Origin of the sequence: Streptomyces naganishii JCM 4654, from assembly GCF_014650575.1 — a bacterium.
In the GTDB taxonomy this organism is placed as follows: domain Bacteria; phylum Actinomycetota; class Actinomycetes; order Streptomycetales; family Streptomycetaceae; genus Streptomyces; species Streptomyces naganishii.
The window spans coordinates 103995-121832 of sequence record NZ_BMVF01000007.1 but is presented as its reverse complement, the minus strand read 5'-3'; the positions used below and the strand labels follow the sequence as shown (position 1 = coordinate 121832).

Below are 17838 nucleotides of genomic sequence, written 5' to 3'. Positions count from 1 at the left end.
CGGTGCGACGCGGTGCGGGGCGCCGCCGGCTCACGGCCGTACGGCGGCAGGGGAGGGCGTCAACAGATGGCGCTGGCCAGCCTGCACAGGTCGACGTGCAGCCGCGCCACGAGCAGCGTGCCCGGCGTCTTCTCGCTCACGTCGTGAATAACCATGGGCTCATCGTATCGATTCCCGCCCCGCGAACCGGAGTGTCGTTCCACACCTCGGACCGTTCTCATCCATCAGCTGAGACCGGCCTGGGATCAGTAGGCCTCGACGATCCGGACCTCCTCCTCCGTGACCTCGCCCTCCAGGATGCGGAAGGAGCGGAACTGGAACTCCCCGGCCCCGTCGGCGTCCGCGGTGGAGACCAGCACGTAGTGGGCGCCGGGCTCGTTGGCGTAGGAGATGTCGGTGCGGGAGGGGTAGGCCTCGGTGGCCGTGTGCGAGTGGTAGACGATCACCGGCTCCTCGTCGCGGTCGTCCATCTCGCGGTACAGCTTGAGCAGGTCCTGCGAGTCGAACTCGTAGAAGGTGGGCGAGCGGGCCGCGTTCAGCATGGGGATGAACCGCTCGGGCCGGCCGGAGCCCACCGGGCCGGCGACGACCCCGCAGGCCTCGTCGGGGTGGTCGGCGCGCGCGTGGGCGACGATCTGGTCGTGGAGCGACTGGGTGATGGTCAGCATGCCCGCAAGGATAGGAGAGGGGCCGTTCCGTACCGGGGAGTGGTACGGAACGGCCCACATGACGGACGTCCTGAGCGGCTGCCGGAGCGGTTTCCACGAGTATCCGCTCCGGCGGGACGTCCGGCCCTTGGGTGGAAGGCGCCCCGCGGGGCCGCCCTCCGGCCGGTTCAGCCGACCTTCTCGAGCTCCGGCTCGCGGCGCTCGGTGACCTGCGGGTTGCGCGCCTTGAGCACCGCCCAGCCGACGGCCAGGGCGGCGGCCCACACCGCCATCACGTACAGGCAGACCCGGGAGTCGGCATCGTAGGCGATCAGGCAGGTGACGAAGAGCAGGAAGGCGATGGCCACGTACGAGCACTTCGCGCCGCCCGGCGCCGGGAAGGCGGAGGCGGGCAGCCGGCCCGCGACCACGGCCCTGCGGTACAGCACGTGGCTGACCAGGATCATCAGCCAGGTCCAGATGCCGGCCGCGGTGGCGACGGAGGTGACGTAGCCGAAGGCCTTCTCCGGGACGACGTAGTTGAGGAGGACGCCGATGCCCATGAAGGCGACGGAGACGGTGATGCCGAGCGCCGGGGTCTTGGAGGCCGACAGGCGGCTGAAGCCGCGGGGGGCCTCGCCGTTGTCGGCGAGGGTGCGCAGCATGCGGCCGGTGGAGTACATGCCCGAGTTGCAGGAGGACAGGGCCGCGGTGAGCACCACGAAGTTGACGATGCCGGCGCCGGCCGGGATGCCGATGACCGCGAACGCCCTGACGAAGGGACTCACGCCGGCGGCGAACTCGGTCCACTTCACCACGCACAGGATGACGGTGAGGGCGCCGACGTAGAACAGGGCGATGCGCCAGGGCAGGGTGTTGATCGCCTTGGGGAGGGTCTTCTCCGGGTTCTCCGACTCACCGGCGGTGACGCCGACCAGCTCGACGGCGAGGTAGGCGAACATCACGCCCTGGAGGGTCATCAGGGACGAGCCGATGCCCTTGGGGAAGAAGCCGTCGAACTGCCAGAGGTTGGAGACGGTGGCGGTGTCGCCGGCCTGGCTGAAACCGAAGGTGAGCACGCCCAGGCCGATGACGATCATGCCGATGAGCGCGGTGACCTTGACCATCGAGAACCAGAACTCCAGCTCGCCGAAGAGCTTGACGGAGATCAGGTTGACACCGAAGAGGATCACCAGGAAGACCAGCGCCGTGACCCATTGCGGAACAGCGGGGAACCAGTAGTTGACGTAGATCGCGGCGGCCGTGAGCTCGGCCATGCCGGTGACGACCCACATCAGCCAGTACGTCCAGCCGGTGAAGTAGCCGAAGAACGGACCGAGGAACTCCCGGGAGTACTCCGCGAAGGAGCCCGAGACCGGGCGGTAGAGCAGCAGCTCGCCGAGCGCCCGCATGATGAAGAAGATGATCAGGCCGGCCAGGGCGTACATGAGGATGAGGCTGGGGCCGGCCTTGGCGATGTTCGCCCCGGCTCCCAGGAAGAGGCCGACGCCGATCGCGCCGCCGATCGCGATCATCTGGACCTGTCGGCTGCCGAGCCCTCGCTCATAACCCTCTTCGGGGGCTTCGGTGCCCTGCGAAGCGGTGTTCTCGACCTTCGAGGAGGTCATGTGCTGTGCGCCTTTCTCCATGCCGACCCGGGCCGCTCGTCGGCCGCGGATCGGGTTTCGATCCCCCCGGATGATGGAGTTGGTGCCTGGCCGGCGGTCGCCGGCTCGGTGGCGCACCCGGACGGACATGGGTGGTGTCCGGCGGGCGGTCGTGAAGATTTATCACGCCCGCAACACTGATCGCCCGGGCCCCGTGTGGCGCAAGACACAGGAAGAAGCGGACAAAGTGCGCCCGAAGGGTGCACAACCGGCCGCTACGGTGACGGGATCGTTATCCGGATTTGAGCGTCCGCTGAGCGAACGAGAAATCCCCACAAATGTGGACGAGTCAGGGCATGAGCGTGGAGACGAGCGTCTCCTGGAGCCCGCCCAGCCACAGGTACGCCATCACCATCGGCTTGCGCGGGTCCTCGTCCGGAAGACCGTAGAGGCCGTCGGTGTCGTCCTCGTCGGTGATCTCCAGCCGGGAGCCGATGGCCAGGCGCAGGTCGTTGAGCGTGCCGAGCCAGTGCCGCGACTCCTGCGGCGACAGCTTCAGCACCGCGCCGCCCTCGCCGGCCGACGCCGCCGCGAGCGCGTTGAGCGAGCGGATGACCGCGAGGGCGTTCTCGCGCTTGCCCGCCCGCAGGTCGTTCTCGGTGAAGCGGCGGAACTCCGCCGAGTACGCGCGCCGCTCGTCGGCCTCCTGCTCGGTGGCCGGGGGCTGGGCGGGGTCGCTGTAGGCGTCCGGGAAGAGCCTTCTGAGGACCGGGTCGGAGGGCGGCTCGCTCGGGCCCTCGGCGAAGAGTTCTGCCAGCGGGTCGCCGGCGCCCGGGGCGTCCTCGGCGGGCCCGGGACCGATCAGCTCCAGGAGCTGCACCGCCAGCGAGCGGATGATGGAGATCTCTACGTCGTCGAGGGCGACGGCCGCGCCGCCGCCGGGGAGCGGTTCGAAGGTTCCTGGCATGGAGGGGGTTCGCTGCTTCCGGGTCCGGGCTGTCTGCGGGCTGCTGTCTGCGGTCCGGACCGTGCGCTGTTCGCGCCGCTCACGGTCCTGGTGGACGTACTACTTGCGGTCCTGCTGGAGAGTGGCCCACAGACCGTAGCCGTGCATGGCCTGCACATCCCGTTCCATCTCCTCGCGCGTCCCGCTGGAGACGACCGCCCGCCCCTTGTGGTGGACGTCGAGCATGAGCTTGGTGGCCTTGTCCTTGGGGTAGCCGAAGTACGTCTGGAAGACGTACGTCACATAGCTCATGAGGTTCACGGGGTCGTTGTGGACGATCGTCACCCAGGGGACGTCGGGCTCTGGTACGGCGAAGACCTCCTCCGCCGACTCGGTCTTCTCGATCTCGATGGGTGCGGCTGCCGTCACACGGCCCATGCTGCCACCACAGGGGGGTGGGAGCACAAACGGGCGGGCGCGGCACCCGGGTGGCGGCGCCGGGACGGGTCCCGCACCCCTTAAATCGTCAGACTGACGAAATGGGAGTACGATTCCTCGCCATGAACACAGCGGACCTTCGGCTGCCGGTGGACGTGCCCTCGACGGCGCTCTTCACCGACCACTACGAGCTGACGATGCTCCAGGCCGCGCTGAAGGCGGGAACCGCCGACCGGCGCAGTGTCTTCGAGGTCTTCACCCGCCGCCTGCCCGACGGCCGCCGCTACGGCGTGGTGGCCGGGACCGGCCGGGTGCTGGACGCGGTGGAGAACTTCCGCTTCGACGAGGACGTGCTGCGCTTCCTGCGCGAGCGCGGCGTCGTCGACGACACGACCCTGCAGTGGCTCGCGGACTACCGGTTCGGCGGCGACGTCTGGGGCTATCCCGAGGGCGAGGTGTACTTCCCGGGCTCGCCGGTCATGCGGGTCGAGGGCTCTTTCGCCGAGTGCGTGCTGCTGGAGACCGTGATCCTGTCGATCCTCAACCACGACTCGGCGATCGCGGCCGCCGCCTCCCGGATGTCCTCCGCCGCGGCCGGCCGGCCGCTGATCGAGATGGGCGCCCGCCGCACCCACGAGCTGGCCGCCGTCGCCGCCGCCCGCGCCGCCTACATCGGCGGCTTCGCCACCACCTCGGACCTGGCCGCCGGCTTCCGCTACAACATCCCGACCGTCGGCACCTCCGCCCACGCCTTCACCCTGCTGCACGACCGGGAGCGGGACGCCTTCCAGGCGCAGGTCGACGCCCTCGGCCGGGACACCACGCTGCTGGTGGACACCTACGACGTCGCCGAGGCGGTGCGCGCCGCCGTCGAGGTCGCCGGGCCCGGCCTCGGCGCCGTGCGCATCGACTCCGGGGACCTGCTGCTGGTCGCGCACCGGGTGCGGCAGCAGCTGGACGAGCTGGGCGCCCGCGACACCAAGATCGTCGTCACCTCCGACCTCGACGAGTACGCCATCGCCTCGCTCGCCGCCGCCCCCGTGGACGCCTACGGCGTGGGCACCCAGCTGGTCACCGGCTCCGGCCACCCGACGGCCTCCATGGTCTACAAGCTGGTCGCGCGCGCCGAGAGCGCCGAGCCGGACGCGCCGCTGAAGCCGGTGGCGAAGAAGTCCAGCGGGGGCAAGACCTCCGTGGGCGGCCGCAAGTGGGCGGCCCGCCGACTGGACGCGGACGGGGTCGCCGAGGCCGAGGTCGTGGGCACCGGGCCGGTGCCGGCCGAGCTGGCGGACCGGCAGCTGCTGGTCCAGCTGGTCAAGGGCGGCGAGGTGGTCGCCCGCGAGCCGCTGGACGTCGTACGCGACCGGCACGCGGCCGCCCGCGCGGGCCTGCCGCTGTCGGCGACCCAGCTCTCGCGCGGGGAAGCGGTCCTCCCGACGGAGTACGTGCACGGGCCCTCGGGTAGCTAAAGCTGGTGTCCCCCGCCCGCTCCCCCACGACAGCGCCGAAAGTGCCCTCCCCCGCGGCCGGCGAAGTCCCTAGGCTCGTAGGTTCACCGACCGGGCCCCGTATCCCCTACCTCCCCTCCGAACCGACAGCCGAAGGACACCGACCATGCGCCGCGCCTTGATCGTCGTAGACGTGCAGAACGACTTCTGCGAGGGGGGCAGCCTCGCGGTCGCGGGCGGCGCCGACGTGGCCGCCGCGATCACCGAGCTGATCGGGCAGGCACCCGCCGGCTACCGGCACGTGGTGGCCACCCGCGACCACCACATCGCACCCGGCGGCCACTTCGCCGACGACCCCGACTACGTGCGCTCCTGGCCCGCGCACTGCGTGGCGGGGACCGAGGGCGTGGGCTTCCACCCGAACTTCGCCCCCGCCGTCGCCTCCGGCGCGGTGGACGCCGTGTTCGACAAGGGCGCCTACTCGGCGGCCTACAGCGGCTTCGAGGGCACCGACGAGAACGGCGTGTCCCTGGCCGACTGGCTCAGGGACCGCGAGATCGACGAGGTGGACGTGGTGGGCATCGCCACCGACCACTGCGTGCGCGCCACCGCCCTGGACGCCGTCAAGGAGGGCTTGCGCACCCAGGTCCTGCTGGACCTGACCGCCGGGGTGGCCGCGGAGACCACCGAGCGGGCCCTCGAGGAGCTGCGCCAGGCGGGCGTGGAGCTCTCGGGCAAGCCGGTCGTGGCCTAGCTCCCGTCGTGGCCTGGCTCCCCGGTCTGACTCCCGTCGCGGCCTGGCCCCCGTCGTGGTCTGACTTCCGTCGTCGCCCGGGCCGCGTGCTGTCAGGGCCGGACCTGGGCGGCCGTGCGGCTCCTCAGCAGGGTCCTGATCGGGTGCCACAGCTCGGGGCAGCCGGCCGGGGCGCCGACAGCGTTGTCGGGGGACGTACGCCATATCAGGCCGTCGGGGTGGTGCAGCACCGCGGTGATCTCGTCCGGGGTCGGCGGGGCGGCGTTGCCCCGGAGGTAGACCGCGCGCAGACCCAGGTTGCGCAGGCGCGTCAGGGCGCGGGGGCGGTTCTGGGCGTGGACGAGCACCCGGACGCCGCCGACGCCGTCGGGGGCGGTGCCCGGCAGGTTCAGGGCCACCACCACCCTGCCGTCCGGCAGCTTGCTGAAGCCTCCTGCGGCCATGCGTTCACATCCCCGTTCCGGTCGGTGTCAATAAGAAAGGCACAGCACGCACCTAAACACGATCGGCGGCAACCCGCCAGGGGGTTGCCGCCGATACGCGTTTGACCTGCGGGGATGTCGACTACTTCACCGCGCGGCCGACCTCGAACTCGATCGTGGAGCCGTCCTTGGGCTCCTTGGTGATCTTGATCTTGGTGTTGGTGTCAGTGACCTTGACACCGGCCGCCTTGTTCGACGCGTCGTAGTAGGTGCTCGCGTGGTCGTTGAAGACCGGCACCCCGTCCGACGACGGAACCCAGGCGGCGACGTCGGCCTTGTGCAGCAGCATGCCGTCGGTGCCGTACTTGCTGAAGGGCGAGTCGTAGGCCTGGATGCGGTTGCGCATCAGCGTGCCGTCGCTCCACTTCAGCGGGGCCGGGTGGGAGTCGATCGGCAGGATCAGACCGGTGCCCGGGTGGGCGCTGGTGTTGTTGTCCGCCTCGGAGGTGTCCCACTTCCAGATCAGCAGGCCGTTCTGGTACGCGTAGTGCTCCACCCAGTCCGGACGGGACTTGAAGCCGAAGTTGTACGGGCCGGTCTTCAGGGTGGTGTCGTACGAGACGTACTGACGGTTCTCGGCGATGTAGTACTGCTTGTAGTCCTTGGTGAAGGACGCGCCGATGCGGGAGAAGCCGCTCGCCGTCCACGCCGGGTCGGCGCTCTCGGCGTTGTCGGAGAACAGCGGCGAACCGTCGGCGGTCAGCGCGATCTCGTCGGCCGCGAAGCCCTTGAGCGCCACGCCGCCGTCCGTCTGGTAGCGGAAGCGCAGCTGGATCTTCTGGCCCGCGTAGGCGTCGAGGTTGTACGACAGCTTCTTGTAGGCGTCGACCGAACCGGTGAGCGCCGGCTTGTCGCTGCCGTCGCGCGGGATGGCCTGGCCGTCCACCGTGCCGTCCACGGCGGTCCAGTTGGCGCCGCCGTCGGTCGAGACCTCGGTGTAGAGGTAGTCGTAGTTGGCCTCGATGTCGTACCAGCCGTCGAGCGAGAGGGTGGCCGACTTCTTGCCGGTGAGGTCCACGGAACGGGTCAGCGTGTTCTTGAGGTTGTCACCGCTGCCGCTCCACCACTGGGTGGCGCCCTGCGCCGGGTTCACGACCTGGGTGGTGACCGCCTTGTCGGGCAGCGAGACCACCGTGGCCTGCCGGTACTTGGTGTTGTACTCGGCCACGCCCAGCTTGTGCCAGGACTTCACGCCCGCCTTGGCGGTGTCGTAGTTCAGCCAGCCCAGCTGGAGCTTGTCCCAGGCGTTCATGTCGCCGGGCAGGTCGCCGATGGCGTCCTTGCCGCGGCCGAGCCAGGAACCGGAGGACATCAGCGTCCAGAAGCCGGTGGAGTTCTCGCCGCCCGCGGTGTCGTACTCGTCGGGCAGACCGAGGTCGTGGCCGTACTCGTGGGCGTAGACGCCGAGTCCGCCGTTCTCCGGCTGGATGGTGTAGTCGCCGACCCAGATGCCGGAGTCGCCGATCTGCGCGCCGCCGAGCTTGTTGGCGTCCGGGCCGGTGGCGCCGGCGTCGGTGCCGAAGGCGTACCAGCGGTGCGCCCAGATCGCGTCGGTGCCCTGGACGCCGCCGCCCGCGGACTCGTCCTCACCGGCGTGCACGATCTGGAAGTGGTCGATGTAGCCGTCCGGCTCGTTGAAGTTGCCGTCGCCGTCGTAGTCGTAGCGGTCCCACTGGTCGTACTTGGCCAGGTCCGCCTTGATGTCGGCGTCGGACTTGCCGGCGGCCTTCTGCTGGGCGACCCAGGCGTTGACGCCGTCCTTGACGACGTTCCACACGCTCGGGCAGTTGGTGGAGCCGCAGTAGTTGGAGCCGTAACGGGCCTCGTTGTAGGGGACCTTGACCCAGTCCGAGACCTCGCCGTCGACCGAGTAGCGGCCCGAGGACTGCTTCTCGTAGTACTTCTTCACCGACTCGGTCTTCTTGCCGGTGCCGAAGTAGAGGTCCTGGAAGTGCTGCTGGTTGTAGTCCTTCTGCCAGGCCGTGGAGTTGTCCTGCTTGCGGTCCGGCGCGGCTATCTGGTTGTGCAGGGGGCCGGGCGTGCCGCCGTACTTCGGGTCCGTCTTGTCGCCGAACTCGACCAGGATGGTGAAGATCTTGTCGGTCTTCTCCCGGCCCAGCTCGACGTACTTGGTGTCGCCCTTCTTGCCCTTGAGCTGGACGACCTTGGAGCCGTGGCGGTCCTGCACCTTGGCCTTGCCGGCGATGAGCTGGTTCAGGGCCTCCTGGCGCTGGGCGTCCTGGGTCTTGCTCAGCGGGCCGTCGAGGTCGTGCTTCTCCATCTTGACCGGCTGCGGGTCGTGCCGGTTCGCGGAGGCGGAGGCGCCCGTGGTGGCGGCCTCCGCGACGGCGAACGTCGAGAACGTGGCGGTGGCCGCCGCGAGCGCGACACCGATCGCGGCCGTTCTGAACGTCCAGGGTCTAGTTGTCACTTGATGTCCTCCCCTGACGCGTGCCCCTGGGCGCGGAAGGGGGGCTTCGGGCATGCGAAAGTCCGCGCGAGCAACGCGTGTAGTCAAGTGACGACATTTGACTAGAGGTTTACGAGAAAAGACAGATCTTGACTTGGACAGTTCAAGTGCACTATGCGGAGCCGACGTTCGCTTTACGGACACGAGCCACGGGCGCGCGGGATGTCCACCTGGTGGACGCCATGACTCCGTGCGCCCCCTGTGCATCGGCACCGTGGGTTAGGTCACGCTTACCAGGCGTTCCGCTCGGGCATGCAGGCCATTAGAGTCGATTGGCGGAACGCCCGGAAGTCGGCGGAAAGCCAGGCCGTCACCCCCCGTCGCACCCCGAATCCTTCCGAGGACACGATTGCCATGCCTCGTCCGACCGCCGCACAGCTCGCCTACGGTTCCTGCACCGTGATCTTCTCGACGCTCGCCATGCTGCTGCTGTCACAGACGAGTTCGGGTCTCGGGATCGCGGTCATCGCCCTCGCGGCGCTCGCGCTGGGGCTGCTGGTCGCCATGACCGTGCCACTGCCGAAGGCACGCGCGGTGGCGCCGGTGCGTACCGCCGCGCCGGCCGCGCCCGCCTCCGCCGCCCCGTCCGCCGCACCCGGCCCCGCGTCCGCGGTTGTCCGGCCGCAGGCGGCTGCCGCACGGCGCCGGTCCGTCACGGCCGGTGCGGAGCCGGTGCGGGAGCGGGCCGCCTCCTGAGCCGCCGGGCGCGGCCCGGCCCGGTCCTCAACCGGTGCTGACCACCACCGTCTTGGCGGCCTTGTCGTGCAGGCCCTGCTTGTAGGGGCGGTCGAAGTAGCTCCAACCGCCCGCGACCGCCAGCCAGATGCAGGCGCAGCAGAACCAGAACGGGATCCAGAGCACCGCTGCGCGCCCCAGCGCGGTCGTGGCGGACGGGTTCGAGCCGTCGGACAGGTTGGCCACCCGCATCCCCAGCCACTTCTTGCCCAGGGTCTGCCCCGTCCTGGCGATCATGAGGGTGTCGTACGCCATGTAGAGCACCACGCCGATGACCGACTGCCCGATGGACCTGCCCACCTCCACCCGGTTGGTGTTCATCGCGTACTCGTTGACCTGGAACGCCCAGGTGAGCAGCCCGACCACGATGCCGACCAGGATCAGGTCGATGATCCGGGCCAGGGTGCGCCTGCCGCTGTCGGCGAGCGGGGGCATGCCGGCGAGCGGGTCGCCGGGGTAGGGACCACCACCGTAGGGGCCGCCACCGCCGTACGGGCCGCCTCCGCCGTACGGGTCGCCGCCTCCGCCGTACGGATTCCCGCCCCCGTACGGATTCCCGCCGCCGTACGGGCTGCCGCCGCCGTGCGGATCGCCGCCGTACGGGCCGCCGCTGTACGGGTTGCCGCCCGGGGGCGGGGGCTGGTCACCGGGGGGCGTGGGCGGTGGTCCGGAGCCGTGGGGCGGTTCTGAGCCGGGGGGCGGTTCGGTGCTCATGGGGCGAGTGCATCGCGGGGCCGGTCCGGTCGCATCCGGCGAGCGGCCGTACGGATGACACGGGCGCGTCCGGTCCGGGGCCGTACCGGGGCGCGCTCGTCAGCCCGCCACGGATCAGCCGGCCACGAAGGTGTGCGCCGCCTTGTCGTGCCAGCACTGGTGCCAGGGCCGGTCGAACAGACACCACAGCACGCCCAGGAGACCGACGCCGAGCAGACCGGGGACGCTGTAGACGAGCCAGCGGCGCAGGGCCGCGCCGAACCCGGGCGGCTCGTGCGCCTCGATGTCGCGCACCTGGAGCCCGCAGAGCTTCTTGCCCAGGGTGCGGCCCCACTTGGCGGTGGGCAGCGCCTCGTAGAGGACGCCGAAGAGGAGGAGCACGCCGACGACGACGCCGAGGTAGCCGGCGGTCGTGCCGTCCAGGAGCCAGACGGTGACGGTGCGGCCGGAGAGCCTGGCCGCGTCGATCTTGGCCTGGACGTGGTCGGCCGCCCGGGTGCCGAGCGGCACGGCGGCCACGGCGGTGACGCCCGCGAGGACGAGCGAGTCGACGAGCCGGGCGGCCAGCCGCCGCCCGAGACCGGCGGGCCGGGCCGCCGCCTGCCGCCGCGCGACCGCCTGGAAGGGGTCCTCCACCGGCGGCTTCCACGGCACCACCGGCTGGTCCTCGCCGGCCCCGGCGAGCTGGTGCACCTGCTGGGCCCAGGAGGACTGCCCGCCACCGGGACCACTGGTGACCGGCGCCGCGGAAGCGGACGCGGGCTCGCCCTGGGATGCGGCCGGGACGGCGGGCTGCGGGGCGGGCTGTGCGTGGACCTGCTGCGGTAGGGGCTGCTGATGTACGGGCGTTTGCCGTACCGGCTGCTGCGATGCGGGCTGCTGCTGCGCGGGCCGGGCCTGCTGCTGGGCGGGCTGAGCCGGGGCCTGGGCCGGAGGCTGCGCCTGCCCCTGGTCGGTCGCCGCGCGTTCGGCCGCCGCCCTGCCCGCCGCGAAACCCGGCGCCCCCGCCGAGTGCTGCGGGCCGGACAGCGCCGCCCCGCCCTGGGCGGGCACGCTCGCCCCGCGGAAGGTCGTCGTCCCCTCGTCTGCGGGCCCCCCGGGCGACGGGATCGCGGGCGCGGGGAAGGCGCCCTCGGCGGGCCCCGCCCCGGCACCCGTGCCCGCGCCGGGCCCGGCGATGGCGGCCCTGGGGTCGGCGCCCGCACCCCCGCCCCACGAGACCCGGCGGTCCTGGTCGCCGCCGAAGCCGGACTGGAGGGAGCGGTCGGCGCCCCAGGCGGAGGCGGGCTCGGGACGGCTGCCGTGCTGCGCCGGGGCCCCGCCCGCCGGGCCCGGGCCGGGGCCTGCGGCGTCGACCGGGTCCTCGTCGAAGAAGTGCGGGCCGGTCTCCTCGACCGCCGCCGGGGTGACGGGCCGCGCGGGGCGCGCTCCGGGCGGCGGGCTGAGCGGCTCGCCGTCGCCCGGCGCCGGCCTGCTGGTGCCCGGCACCCAGGCGGCGCCGTTCCAGTACCGGACGTATCCAGGGATGGACGGGTCCGGGTAGTACCCCTCACGGGGCCTGTCGTCACCGGGTGCCGGGGTTGGGGCGCTCATGTCCGTCGTCCCGTATCTGCTCGGGGTCGTCTGGGGGCATCAACATCTATCAGACCCGCGAGGACCGCACCGCCAGTCCGGCCGGACCCACTCCTTTCCGGGCAACCTCGTACATCCGCTTCACAACCGCGGAAGCCGAGACGGAAGAAAGTCCGGCACAACCGCGTCATGCCCGCCGCACACCCGCCTCCTCCCTTCCACGAGCCCGCTTCCGGGCCCGTACGACCCGGCGGTCACGCACACCGGACACGACGGAGAGGACGCGCAGCCACGCGGCACACCGTGGTCGAGCGCGACCTGGAACTCACGCCGGGCCGGTCACCCGAGCGGGCCATCCCCGTGCGACCTCAGAACAGCTTGCCGGGGTTGAGGATGCCCAGTGGGTCGAAGACCTGCTTGACCGCCCGCTGCATCTCCACGCCCACCGGGCCGATCTCGCGGGCCAGCCACTCCTTCTTCAGCACGCCCACGCCGTGCTCGCCGGTGATCGTGCCGCCGAGCCGCAGGCCGAGGGCCATGATCTCGTCGAAGGACTCGCGGGCCCGCCTCGACTCGTCGGCGTCGCCGGCGTCGAAGCAGACGGTGGGGTGCGTGTTGCCGTCCCCGGCGTGGGCGCAGACCCCGATGGTGAGCTGGTACTTCCCGGCGATCTGTTCGATGCCGTCGAGCATCTCGCCGAGCCGGGAGCGGGGCACGCACACGTCGTCGATCATCGTCGTGCCCTTGACCGCCTCCAGCGCGGTGAGCGAGAGCCGGCGGCCCTGGAGCAGCATCTCCGACTCGGCGGCGTCGTCGGCGGGGACGACCTGGGTGGCGCCGGCCGCCTCGCACAGGGCGCCCACGGCCGCGAGGTCGGCGGCCGGGTCGGGCGTGTCGAACGCGACCAGCAGCAGGGCCTCGGTGGTCTCGGGCAGGCCCATGTGGGCGAGGTCGTTGACCGCCTTCACCGTCGTGCGGTCCATGAGCTCCAGCAGCGAGGGCACGTGGCCTCCCGCCCGTCGCCCACCACCACCCTTCTGCGGAAGCGCTCCGCGCCCTTCTGTTTTCATGATCCGGCACACCGCGTCGCAGGCGGCGGCCGCGGAGGCGAACTCGGCGGCCAGCACAAGCTGTTGGGGCGGCTGCGGCTTCAGCGCGAGGACGGCCCGTACGACGATCCCGAGCGAACCCTCGGAGCCGACGAACAGGCGGGTCATGTCGTACCCGGCGACGCCCTTGGCGGTGCGCCGGCCGGTGGACATCAGCCGCCCGTCGGCGAGCACCACGTCGAGGCCCAGCACGTACTCGGCGGTGACCCCGTACTTCACGCAGCACAGGCCGCCGGAGGCGGTGCCGATGTTGCCGCCGATGGTGCACATCTCCCAGCTGGAGGGGTCCGGCGGGTAGTACAGGCCGTGCTCGTTCACGGCGCGGGACAGCGCGGCGTTGATCACGCCCGGCTCGACCACGGCGATGCGGTCGACCGGGTTGATCTCCAGGATGCGGTCCATCTTGGTCAGCGACAGCACGATGCAGCCCTCGGAGGCGTTGGCCGCGCCGGACAGGCCGGTGCGGGCGCCCTGCGGGACGACGGGGACACGCAGTTCGGTGGCGGTGCGCATGACGTGCTGGACCTGTTCCACCGTGCGCGGCAGGACGACCACGGCCGGGGCGCCGGACGGGCAGAAGCTCGCCATGTCGTTGGCGTAGGAGGCCGTGACGTCGGGATCGATGAGGACCGCCTCGGCCGGCAGGCCCGCGAGGAGCCGGTCGGTGAGGTTGCCCTGGGCTTCGTCGGGTGGGGCTTGAATACGGCTCATGATCACAGCGTCGCACCGGGGACCATCCGTGTGAAGCCCGAGCGCCGCAGACCTCCGCCTGCCGGGTGGCGGTGGGTGCCACGCCCGGGTCGCGGCCGGGGTGCGGGCGGGCGCGGGCGCACAGTGTGGGCCATGGAGAAGCCCGCGCCGAGCCCCGCCACGTCCCTGACCCCAGAGCCGCCGCGCCGGCGCCGCCCACGGACCGGGCTGCTGCTGCGGCTGCTGGTCGCGCTGCTCGTGGCGGCCGGGGTGCTCGGCGCGGTGTGGCTCGCGCTGCCCGCCGAGCGGCCCGCCTCCCGGGCCCCCGCGCCGGCGCCCGGGACGGAGGCGCTGAGCGCGGTGACCGACGGGGCGCCGGCCGCGCTCGGCGATCTGGCGGCGCTGATCGGCGAGCGGGAGCGCAGGGTGCGGCTGCGACCGCGGGACGCCGGGGCGTGGGCCGTGCTCGGGGCGGCGTACGTCGAACGGGGCCGGCGCACGGCCAACCCGGCGAACTATCCGATGGCCGACGACGCGTTGCGCACCTCGCTGCGGCTGCGCCCGAAGGACAACGCGGAGGCGCTGGCGGGCCTCGCGGCGCTGGCGGACGAGCGGCGGGACTTCCGTACGGCCCGCTCCTACGGCGAGGCGGCGCTGAAGCTGGACCCCAAGCGGTGGACGGCCTATCCGCCGCTGATCGACGCCTGCACGGGGCTCGGCGACTACAAGGCCACCGGGCGTGCCCTCGACAAGCTGCTGAAGCTGCGCCACGCACCCGCGGTGAAGGCGCGCGCGGCGGGCGTGTACTGGGACCGGGGCTGGCGCGAGGACGCGGCGGCCCAGCTGTCGGACGCGGCGGCGGCCGCGGCCACGCCCGTGGAGCAGGCGGCGTACGTGGAGCGGGCGGGGCGGATCGCCTTCGACCGCGGGGACCGGGAGGACGCGCTGCGCCACTTCGACGCGGCCCTGCGCCTGGACCCCGACCAGCGGGAGGCGCGGGCGGGGCGGGGGCGGGCGCTGGCCGCGCTGGGCCGCACCGAGCAGGCGCTGAAGGCGTACCACCAGGCGGTCGACCGGCGGCCGAGCCCGCAGTACCTGCTGGAGCTGGGCGAGCTGTACCAGTCGCTGGGCAGGGAGCGGGAGGCGGCGGCGCAGTACGCCCGGCTGCGGGACCGGGTCCGGCAGGAGACGGCGGCCGGGGTGGACGACGAGCTGGTGCTGGGCCGGTTCGAGGCGGACCACGCGGGCGCCGAGCCGGCGGTGCGGCGGCTGCGCGCGGAGTGGCGGCGGCAGCCCGGGATCCCGGTGGCCGACGCGCTGGGGTGGGCGCTGCACCGGGCGGGCCAGGACGAGGAGGCGCTCAAGTTCGCCACCGCCGCGATGGACTCGACCAAGGGCGGCGGGGTGCGCGACGCGCTGTACGCGTTCCACCGGGGGGTGATCGAGCAGAGCCTGGACCGGACGGGGGCGGCCCGGCGCCATCTGGAGGAGGCGCTGCGGACCAACCCGTACTTCTCCCCGCTGTGGGGGCCCGAGGCGCGGGCCGCGCTGGACGCGCTGGGCGAGCCGTCGGTGGAGGACGTTCCGGGGGACGCGGACGCGGGTTCGCCGGCGAGTGCTGCGGCGGGAGCGGAGGCGGGTACGGGGGCGCGGGCGGCGGGGGCGGCCGGGACGGAGGCGCAGGGACAGGCGGGGCCGGCGGCCGCCTCCGGCGGTGAGGCGACGGCGACGGCCGGCTCGGACGCCCCGGCGGGCTCCGGGGCCACGACGGGCGGCGGCACGGGCGGCGCGACGGCAGGCGCCGCCGGGGCCCCCGCCACGCGTGCGGGAGCCGGCAGGGGCCAGGCGGCCGGTGGTGGTGCGGGCCAGGGGGCCGACGGGGCCCCGGCCGGTGGTTCCCCGGCGGCCGCCGTCAGACCGCGGCCGTCCCGATGAGCGCGTTGCGGGTCACCAGCGCGGCCAGTTCCTCCTCGCCGAGGCCCTCCGTGCCCTCGGGCCGCCGGGGCAGCACCATGTAGCGGGTCTCCGCGCTGGAGTCCCACACGGTGATCTCGGTGCCGGCCGGCAGCTCCAGGCCGAACTCGGCGAGCACGGTGCGGGGTTCGCGCACGACCCGTGAGCGGTAGGCCTCCGACTTGTACCAGCTCGGGGACGGGCCCAGCAGGCGCAGCGGGTAGCAGGAGCAGAGCGTGCACACGATGACGTTGTGGGTGTCGGCGGTGTTCTCGACGACCCGCAGCCGCTGGTACGAGCCCTCCATGAACCCGAGTTCGCGGACCGCTGCGGTGCCGTCGGCGAGCAGCCGGCGCCGGTAGCCGGGGTCGGTCCAGGCGCGCGCCACCACGCGGGCGCCGTTGGCCGGTGAGGCCCCGGAGAGGGAGGCGTCGATGATCTCGTCGAGGCGGGCCCCGGAGAGGACGCCCTTCTCCTCCAGCAGGGTCTCCATGCGCCGTACCCGCCGGGCGATCGCCGCGTCGGAGTGGTCACCGCTCATCGGGGTCCTCCTCCAGATAGCTCTCCCACAGGTCCAGTACGACGTGGTGGTCGCCCTCGCCCCACAGGTCGCGGGCGGCGAACCGCACGGCGTAGATCTGCTGGAGGGGCGCGTCGCCGCGGCCCTGTGCGCTGATGTCGGCCAGTTCGGCCGGTCCCTCCGGCTCCACGACGACGCCCCGCTTGCCGCGGGCGTAGCGGGGCAGGCGGGTGTGGTGGGCGGGGTCGTGGTCGTAGGTCCGCACGCGGGTGCCCGGCGGGAACCGGTCAGTCATCCAGCTCACCCGGCTCGATCACGCCCTTGCGCTCCAGCAGGGCGCGGATCGCCTCGAACCAGCGCTCGTAGTAGGAGGTCGTCAGGTACTCGGCGGGCGGCATCGACTCGATGGCGTCGCGGAACTCGTTGGTGTTGAACAGCCCTTCGGCGCGCAGGGCGTTGAACAGCCCGACGACCCGGGCCTCCCAGTCCGCGTGGAAGGGCGCCGGGTCGTCGGCGGTGTCGACGGCGCCGAAGCCGACCGTGCCGCCCACGTCGTTGATCCTGGCCATGGGGGCAGCCTACGTCGGCTTCGGCGGCCGTGCGTCACAGATTGCCGCGGCGCTCCTGCTCGCGCTCGATCGCCTCGAACAGGGCCTTGAAGTTGCCCTTTCCGAAGCCCATGGAGCCGTGGCGCTCGATGAGTTCGAAGAAGACGGTCGGGCGGTCCTGGACCGGCTTGGTGAAGATCTGGAGCAGGTAGCCGTCCTCGTCGCGGTCGGCGAGGATCTTCAGCTCGCGCAGGGTGTCGATGGGCACGCGGGTGTCGCCGACCCACTCGCCGAGGGTGTCGTAGTACGAGTCGGGGGTGTCGAGGAACTCGACGCCGGCCGCGCGCATCTGACGGACCGTCTGGACGATGTCGTTGGTGTTCAGCGCGATGTGCTGGACGCCGGCGCCGCCGTAGAACTCCAGGTACTCGTCGATCTGGGACTTCTTCTTGGCGATCGCGGGCTCGTTGATGGGGAACTTGACCTTGAGGGTGCCGTCGGCCACCACCTTGGACATCAGCGCGCTGTACTCGGTCGCGATGTCGTCGCCCACGAACTCCTTCATGTTCGTGAAGCCCATGACCTTGTTGTAGAACTCCACCCACTCGTTCATGCGGCCGAGTTCGACGTTGCCGACGCAGTGGTCGACGGCCTGGAAGGAGCGCTGGGCGGGCGGCTCGACGATGGGCTTGGCGGCGATGTAACCGGGGAGGTAGGGGCCGTCGTAGCCGGTGCGCTCGACGAGGGTGTGGCGGGTCTCGCCGTAGGTGGCGATCGCGGCGAGGACGACCGTGCCGTGCTCGTCCTTCAGCTCGTACGGCTCCTCCACCGAGCGGGCGCCGTGCTCGATGGCGTAGGCGTACGCGGCACGGGCGTCGGGCACCTCGATGGCGAGGTCGACGACGCCGTCGCCGTGCTCGGCCACGTGCTGGGCGAGGAAGTGGCCCCAGGTGGTGACCGGCTTGATGACCGAGGTGAGGACGAACCGGGCGGAGCCGCTCTCCAGGACGTAGGCGGCGGTCTCCCGGCTGCCGTTCTCCGGTCCGGAGTAGGCGACCAGCTTCATGCCGAAGGCGGTGGAGTAGTAGTGCGCCGCCTGCTTGGCGTTGCCCACGGCGAAGACGACCGCGTCCATTCCCTTGACCGGGAAGGGGTCGGCCTGCCGGGCGGTCGCGTCGGGAGTGTGGTGTGTGGTCTGCGTCATA

18 protein-coding genes are annotated in these 17838 nt (G+C 72.0%); 4 read left to right on the top strand and 14 right to left on the bottom strand.

The features are described 5' to 3' along the window. Positions 1 to 59: 59 nt before the first annotated feature. From IE217_RS35390 to clpS, 5 genes are all read right to left on the bottom strand, one after another. On the bottom strand, positions 60 to 155 hold the full coding sequence (locus IE217_RS35390) for a putative leader peptide (protein ID WP_373298024.1): 96 nt from the start codon (positions 153 to 155) through the stop codon (positions 60 to 62). A 90-nt stretch (positions 156 to 245) separates the two neighbouring features. Next, a complete protein-coding gene (locus IE217_RS14735; protein WP_190178309.1) occupies positions 246 to 668 on the bottom strand; it encodes a M67 family metallopeptidase in 423 nt (140 codons plus the stop codon). Positions 669 to 835: 167 nt separating this feature from the next. Further along, positions 836 to 2275, bottom strand: coding sequence for an amino acid permease (locus tag IE217_RS14730; protein ID WP_190178308.1), 1440 nt, complete (start codon positions 2273 to 2275; stop codon positions 836 to 838). A 328-nt stretch (positions 2276 to 2603) separates the two neighbouring features. Continuing rightward, the gene (locus tag IE217_RS14725) at positions 2604 to 3221 is read right to left on the bottom strand and encodes a DUF2017 domain-containing protein (protein WP_190178307.1); all 618 of its coding nucleotides are present in this window, start codon (positions 3219 to 3221) and stop codon (positions 2604 to 2606) included. Between the two features lie 99 nt (positions 3222 to 3320). After that, positions 3321 to 3638 (bottom strand): ATP-dependent Clp protease adapter ClpS, encoded by a 318-nt coding sequence (gene clpS, locus IE217_RS14720; RefSeq protein WP_190178306.1) that lies wholly within the window; start codon positions 3636 to 3638, stop codon positions 3321 to 3323. A gap of 122 nt (positions 3639 to 3760) precedes the next feature. Here clpS and IE217_RS14715 point away from each other — a divergent pair, with 122 nt between their 5' ends. Both IE217_RS14715 and IE217_RS14710 read left to right on the top strand, forming a co-directional pair. Then, on the top strand, positions 3761 to 5107 hold the full coding sequence (locus IE217_RS14715; protein ID WP_190178305.1) for a nicotinate phosphoribosyltransferase: 1347 nt from the start codon (positions 3761 to 3763) through the stop codon (positions 5105 to 5107). A 145-nt stretch (positions 5108 to 5252) separates the two neighbouring features. Next, positions 5253 to 5840: an isochorismatase family protein gene (locus IE217_RS14710; protein WP_190178304.1), complete on the top strand. Its 588-nt coding sequence runs from the start codon at positions 5253 to 5255 to the stop codon at positions 5838 to 5840. A gap of 92 nt (positions 5841 to 5932) precedes the next feature. On the opposite strand, the gene IE217_RS14705 is transcribed toward IE217_RS14710, so the two are convergent. Next, complete coding sequence (locus IE217_RS14705) at positions 5933 to 6283, bottom strand: hypothetical protein (RefSeq protein WP_190178303.1); 351 nt, start codon at positions 6281 to 6283, stop codon at positions 5933 to 5935. A 121-nt stretch (positions 6284 to 6404) separates the two neighbouring features. Further along, entirely contained in the window at positions 6405 to 8753 is a 2349-nt protein-coding gene (locus IE217_RS14700) for an immune inhibitor A domain-containing protein (protein ID WP_190178302.1), read from the bottom strand. 393 nt (positions 8754 to 9146) lie between these two features. Here IE217_RS14700 and IE217_RS14695 point away from each other — a divergent pair, with 393 nt between their 5' ends. Continuing rightward, entirely contained in the window at positions 9147 to 9488 is a 342-nt protein-coding gene (locus IE217_RS14695) for a hypothetical protein (RefSeq protein ID WP_190178301.1), read from the top strand. A gap of 27 nt (positions 9489 to 9515) precedes the next feature. On the opposite strand, the gene IE217_RS14690 is transcribed toward IE217_RS14695, so the two are convergent. The 3 genes from IE217_RS14690 to IE217_RS14680 all read right to left on the bottom strand — a co-directional run bounded on the left by IE217_RS14690 (position 9516) and on the right by IE217_RS14680 (position 13639). After that, positions 9516 to 10241, bottom strand: a complete 726-nt coding sequence (locus IE217_RS14690) for an RDD family protein (RefSeq protein ID WP_190178300.1) — start codon at positions 10239 to 10241, stop codon at positions 9516 to 9518. Between the two features lie 114 nt (positions 10242 to 10355). After that, a complete protein-coding gene (locus tag IE217_RS14685) occupies positions 10356 to 11834 on the bottom strand; it encodes an RDD family protein (RefSeq protein ID WP_190178299.1) in 1479 nt (492 codons plus the stop codon). Positions 11835 to 12181: 347 nt separating this feature from the next. Next, a complete protein-coding gene (locus tag IE217_RS14680; RefSeq protein ID WP_190178298.1) occupies positions 12182 to 13639 on the bottom strand; it encodes an FAD-binding oxidoreductase in 1458 nt (485 codons plus the stop codon). A gap of 126 nt (positions 13640 to 13765) precedes the next feature. Here IE217_RS14680 and IE217_RS14675 point away from each other — a divergent pair, with 126 nt between their 5' ends. Beyond that, positions 13766 to 15547, top strand: a complete 1782-nt coding sequence (locus tag IE217_RS14675) for a tetratricopeptide repeat protein (RefSeq protein ID WP_190178297.1) — start codon at positions 13766 to 13768, stop codon at positions 15545 to 15547. Here the strand turns inward: IE217_RS14675 and nthA are convergent. From nthA to hppD, 4 genes are read right to left on the bottom strand one after another with little or no spacing between them, the layout of a single operon-like run. Then, positions 15525 to 16106: a nitrile hydratase subunit alpha gene (gene nthA / locus IE217_RS14670; RefSeq protein ID WP_190178296.1), complete on the bottom strand. Its 582-nt coding sequence runs from the start codon at positions 16104 to 16106 to the stop codon at positions 15525 to 15527. The genes IE217_RS14675 and nthA overlap by 23 nt on opposite strands. Next, a complete protein-coding gene (locus IE217_RS35385; RefSeq protein ID WP_190178295.1) occupies positions 16096 to 16380 on the bottom strand; it encodes an SH3-like domain-containing protein in 285 nt (94 codons plus the stop codon). The genes nthA and IE217_RS35385 overlap by 11 nt, the downstream gene beginning before the upstream one ends. Then, positions 16373 to 16654, bottom strand: a complete 282-nt coding sequence (locus IE217_RS35380; protein WP_190178294.1) for an SH3-like domain-containing protein — start codon at positions 16652 to 16654, stop codon at positions 16373 to 16375. The genes IE217_RS35385 and IE217_RS35380 overlap by 8 nt, the downstream gene beginning before the upstream one ends. Positions 16655 to 16688: 34 nt before the next feature. Continuing rightward, positions 16689 to 17837 carry a 4-hydroxyphenylpyruvate dioxygenase gene (gene hppD, locus IE217_RS14655; RefSeq protein ID WP_190178293.1) on the bottom strand — a complete coding sequence of 383 codons (1149 nt, stop codon included), beginning with the start codon at positions 17835 to 17837 and terminating at the stop codon, positions 16689 to 16691. Position 17838 lies beyond the last annotated feature (1 nt).

Excerpts from the sequence above, each read along its gene's own strand:
- IE217_RS35390 (WP_373298024.1), bottom strand. The coding sequence starts at position 155 with ATGGTTATTCACGACGTGAGCGAGAAGACGCCGGGCACGCTGCTCGTG.
- IE217_RS14735 (WP_190178309.1), bottom strand. The coding sequence starts at position 668 with ATGCTGACCATCACCCAGTCGCTCCACGACCAGATCGTCGCCCACGCG.
- IE217_RS14730 (WP_190178308.1), bottom strand. The coding sequence starts at position 2,275 with ATGACCTCCTCGAAGGTCGAGAACACCGCTTCGCAGGGCACCGAAGCC.
- IE217_RS14725 (WP_190178307.1), bottom strand. The coding sequence starts at position 3,221 with ATGCCAGGAACCTTCGAACCGCTCCCCGGCGGCGGCGCGGCCGTCGCC.
- clpS (WP_190178306.1), bottom strand. The coding sequence starts at position 3,638 with ATGGGCCGTGTGACGGCAGCCGCACCCATCGAGATCGAGAAGACCGAG.
- IE217_RS14715 (WP_190178305.1), top strand. The coding sequence starts at position 3,761 with ATGAACACAGCGGACCTTCGGCTGCCGGTGGACGTGCCCTCGACGGCG.
- IE217_RS14710 (WP_190178304.1), top strand. The coding sequence starts at position 5,253 with ATGCGCCGCGCCTTGATCGTCGTAGACGTGCAGAACGACTTCTGCGAG.
- IE217_RS14705 (WP_190178303.1), bottom strand. The coding sequence starts at position 6,283 with ATGGCCGCAGGAGGCTTCAGCAAGCTGCCGGACGGCAGGGTGGTGGTG.
- IE217_RS14695 (WP_190178301.1), top strand. The coding sequence starts at position 9,147 with ATGCCTCGTCCGACCGCCGCACAGCTCGCCTACGGTTCCTGCACCGTG.
- IE217_RS14690 (WP_190178300.1), bottom strand. The coding sequence starts at position 10,241 with ATGAGCACCGAACCGCCCCCCGGCTCAGAACCGCCCCACGGCTCCGGA.
- IE217_RS14685 (WP_190178299.1), bottom strand. The coding sequence starts at position 11,834 with ATGAGCGCCCCAACCCCGGCACCCGGTGACGACAGGCCCCGTGAGGGG.
- IE217_RS14675 (WP_190178297.1), top strand. The coding sequence starts at position 13,766 with ATGGAGAAGCCCGCGCCGAGCCCCGCCACGTCCCTGACCCCAGAGCCG.
- nthA (WP_190178296.1), bottom strand. The coding sequence starts at position 16,106 with ATGAGCGGTGACCACTCCGACGCGGCGATCGCCCGGCGGGTACGGCGC.
- IE217_RS35385 (WP_190178295.1), bottom strand. The coding sequence starts at position 16,380 with ATGACTGACCGGTTCCCGCCGGGCACCCGCGTGCGGACCTACGACCAC.
- IE217_RS35380 (WP_190178294.1), bottom strand. The coding sequence starts at position 16,654 with ATGGCCAGGATCAACGACGTGGGCGGCACGGTCGGCTTCGGCGCCGTC.
- hppD (WP_190178293.1), bottom strand. The coding sequence starts at position 17,837 with ATGACGCAGACCACACACCACACTCCCGACGCGACCGCCCGGCAGGCC.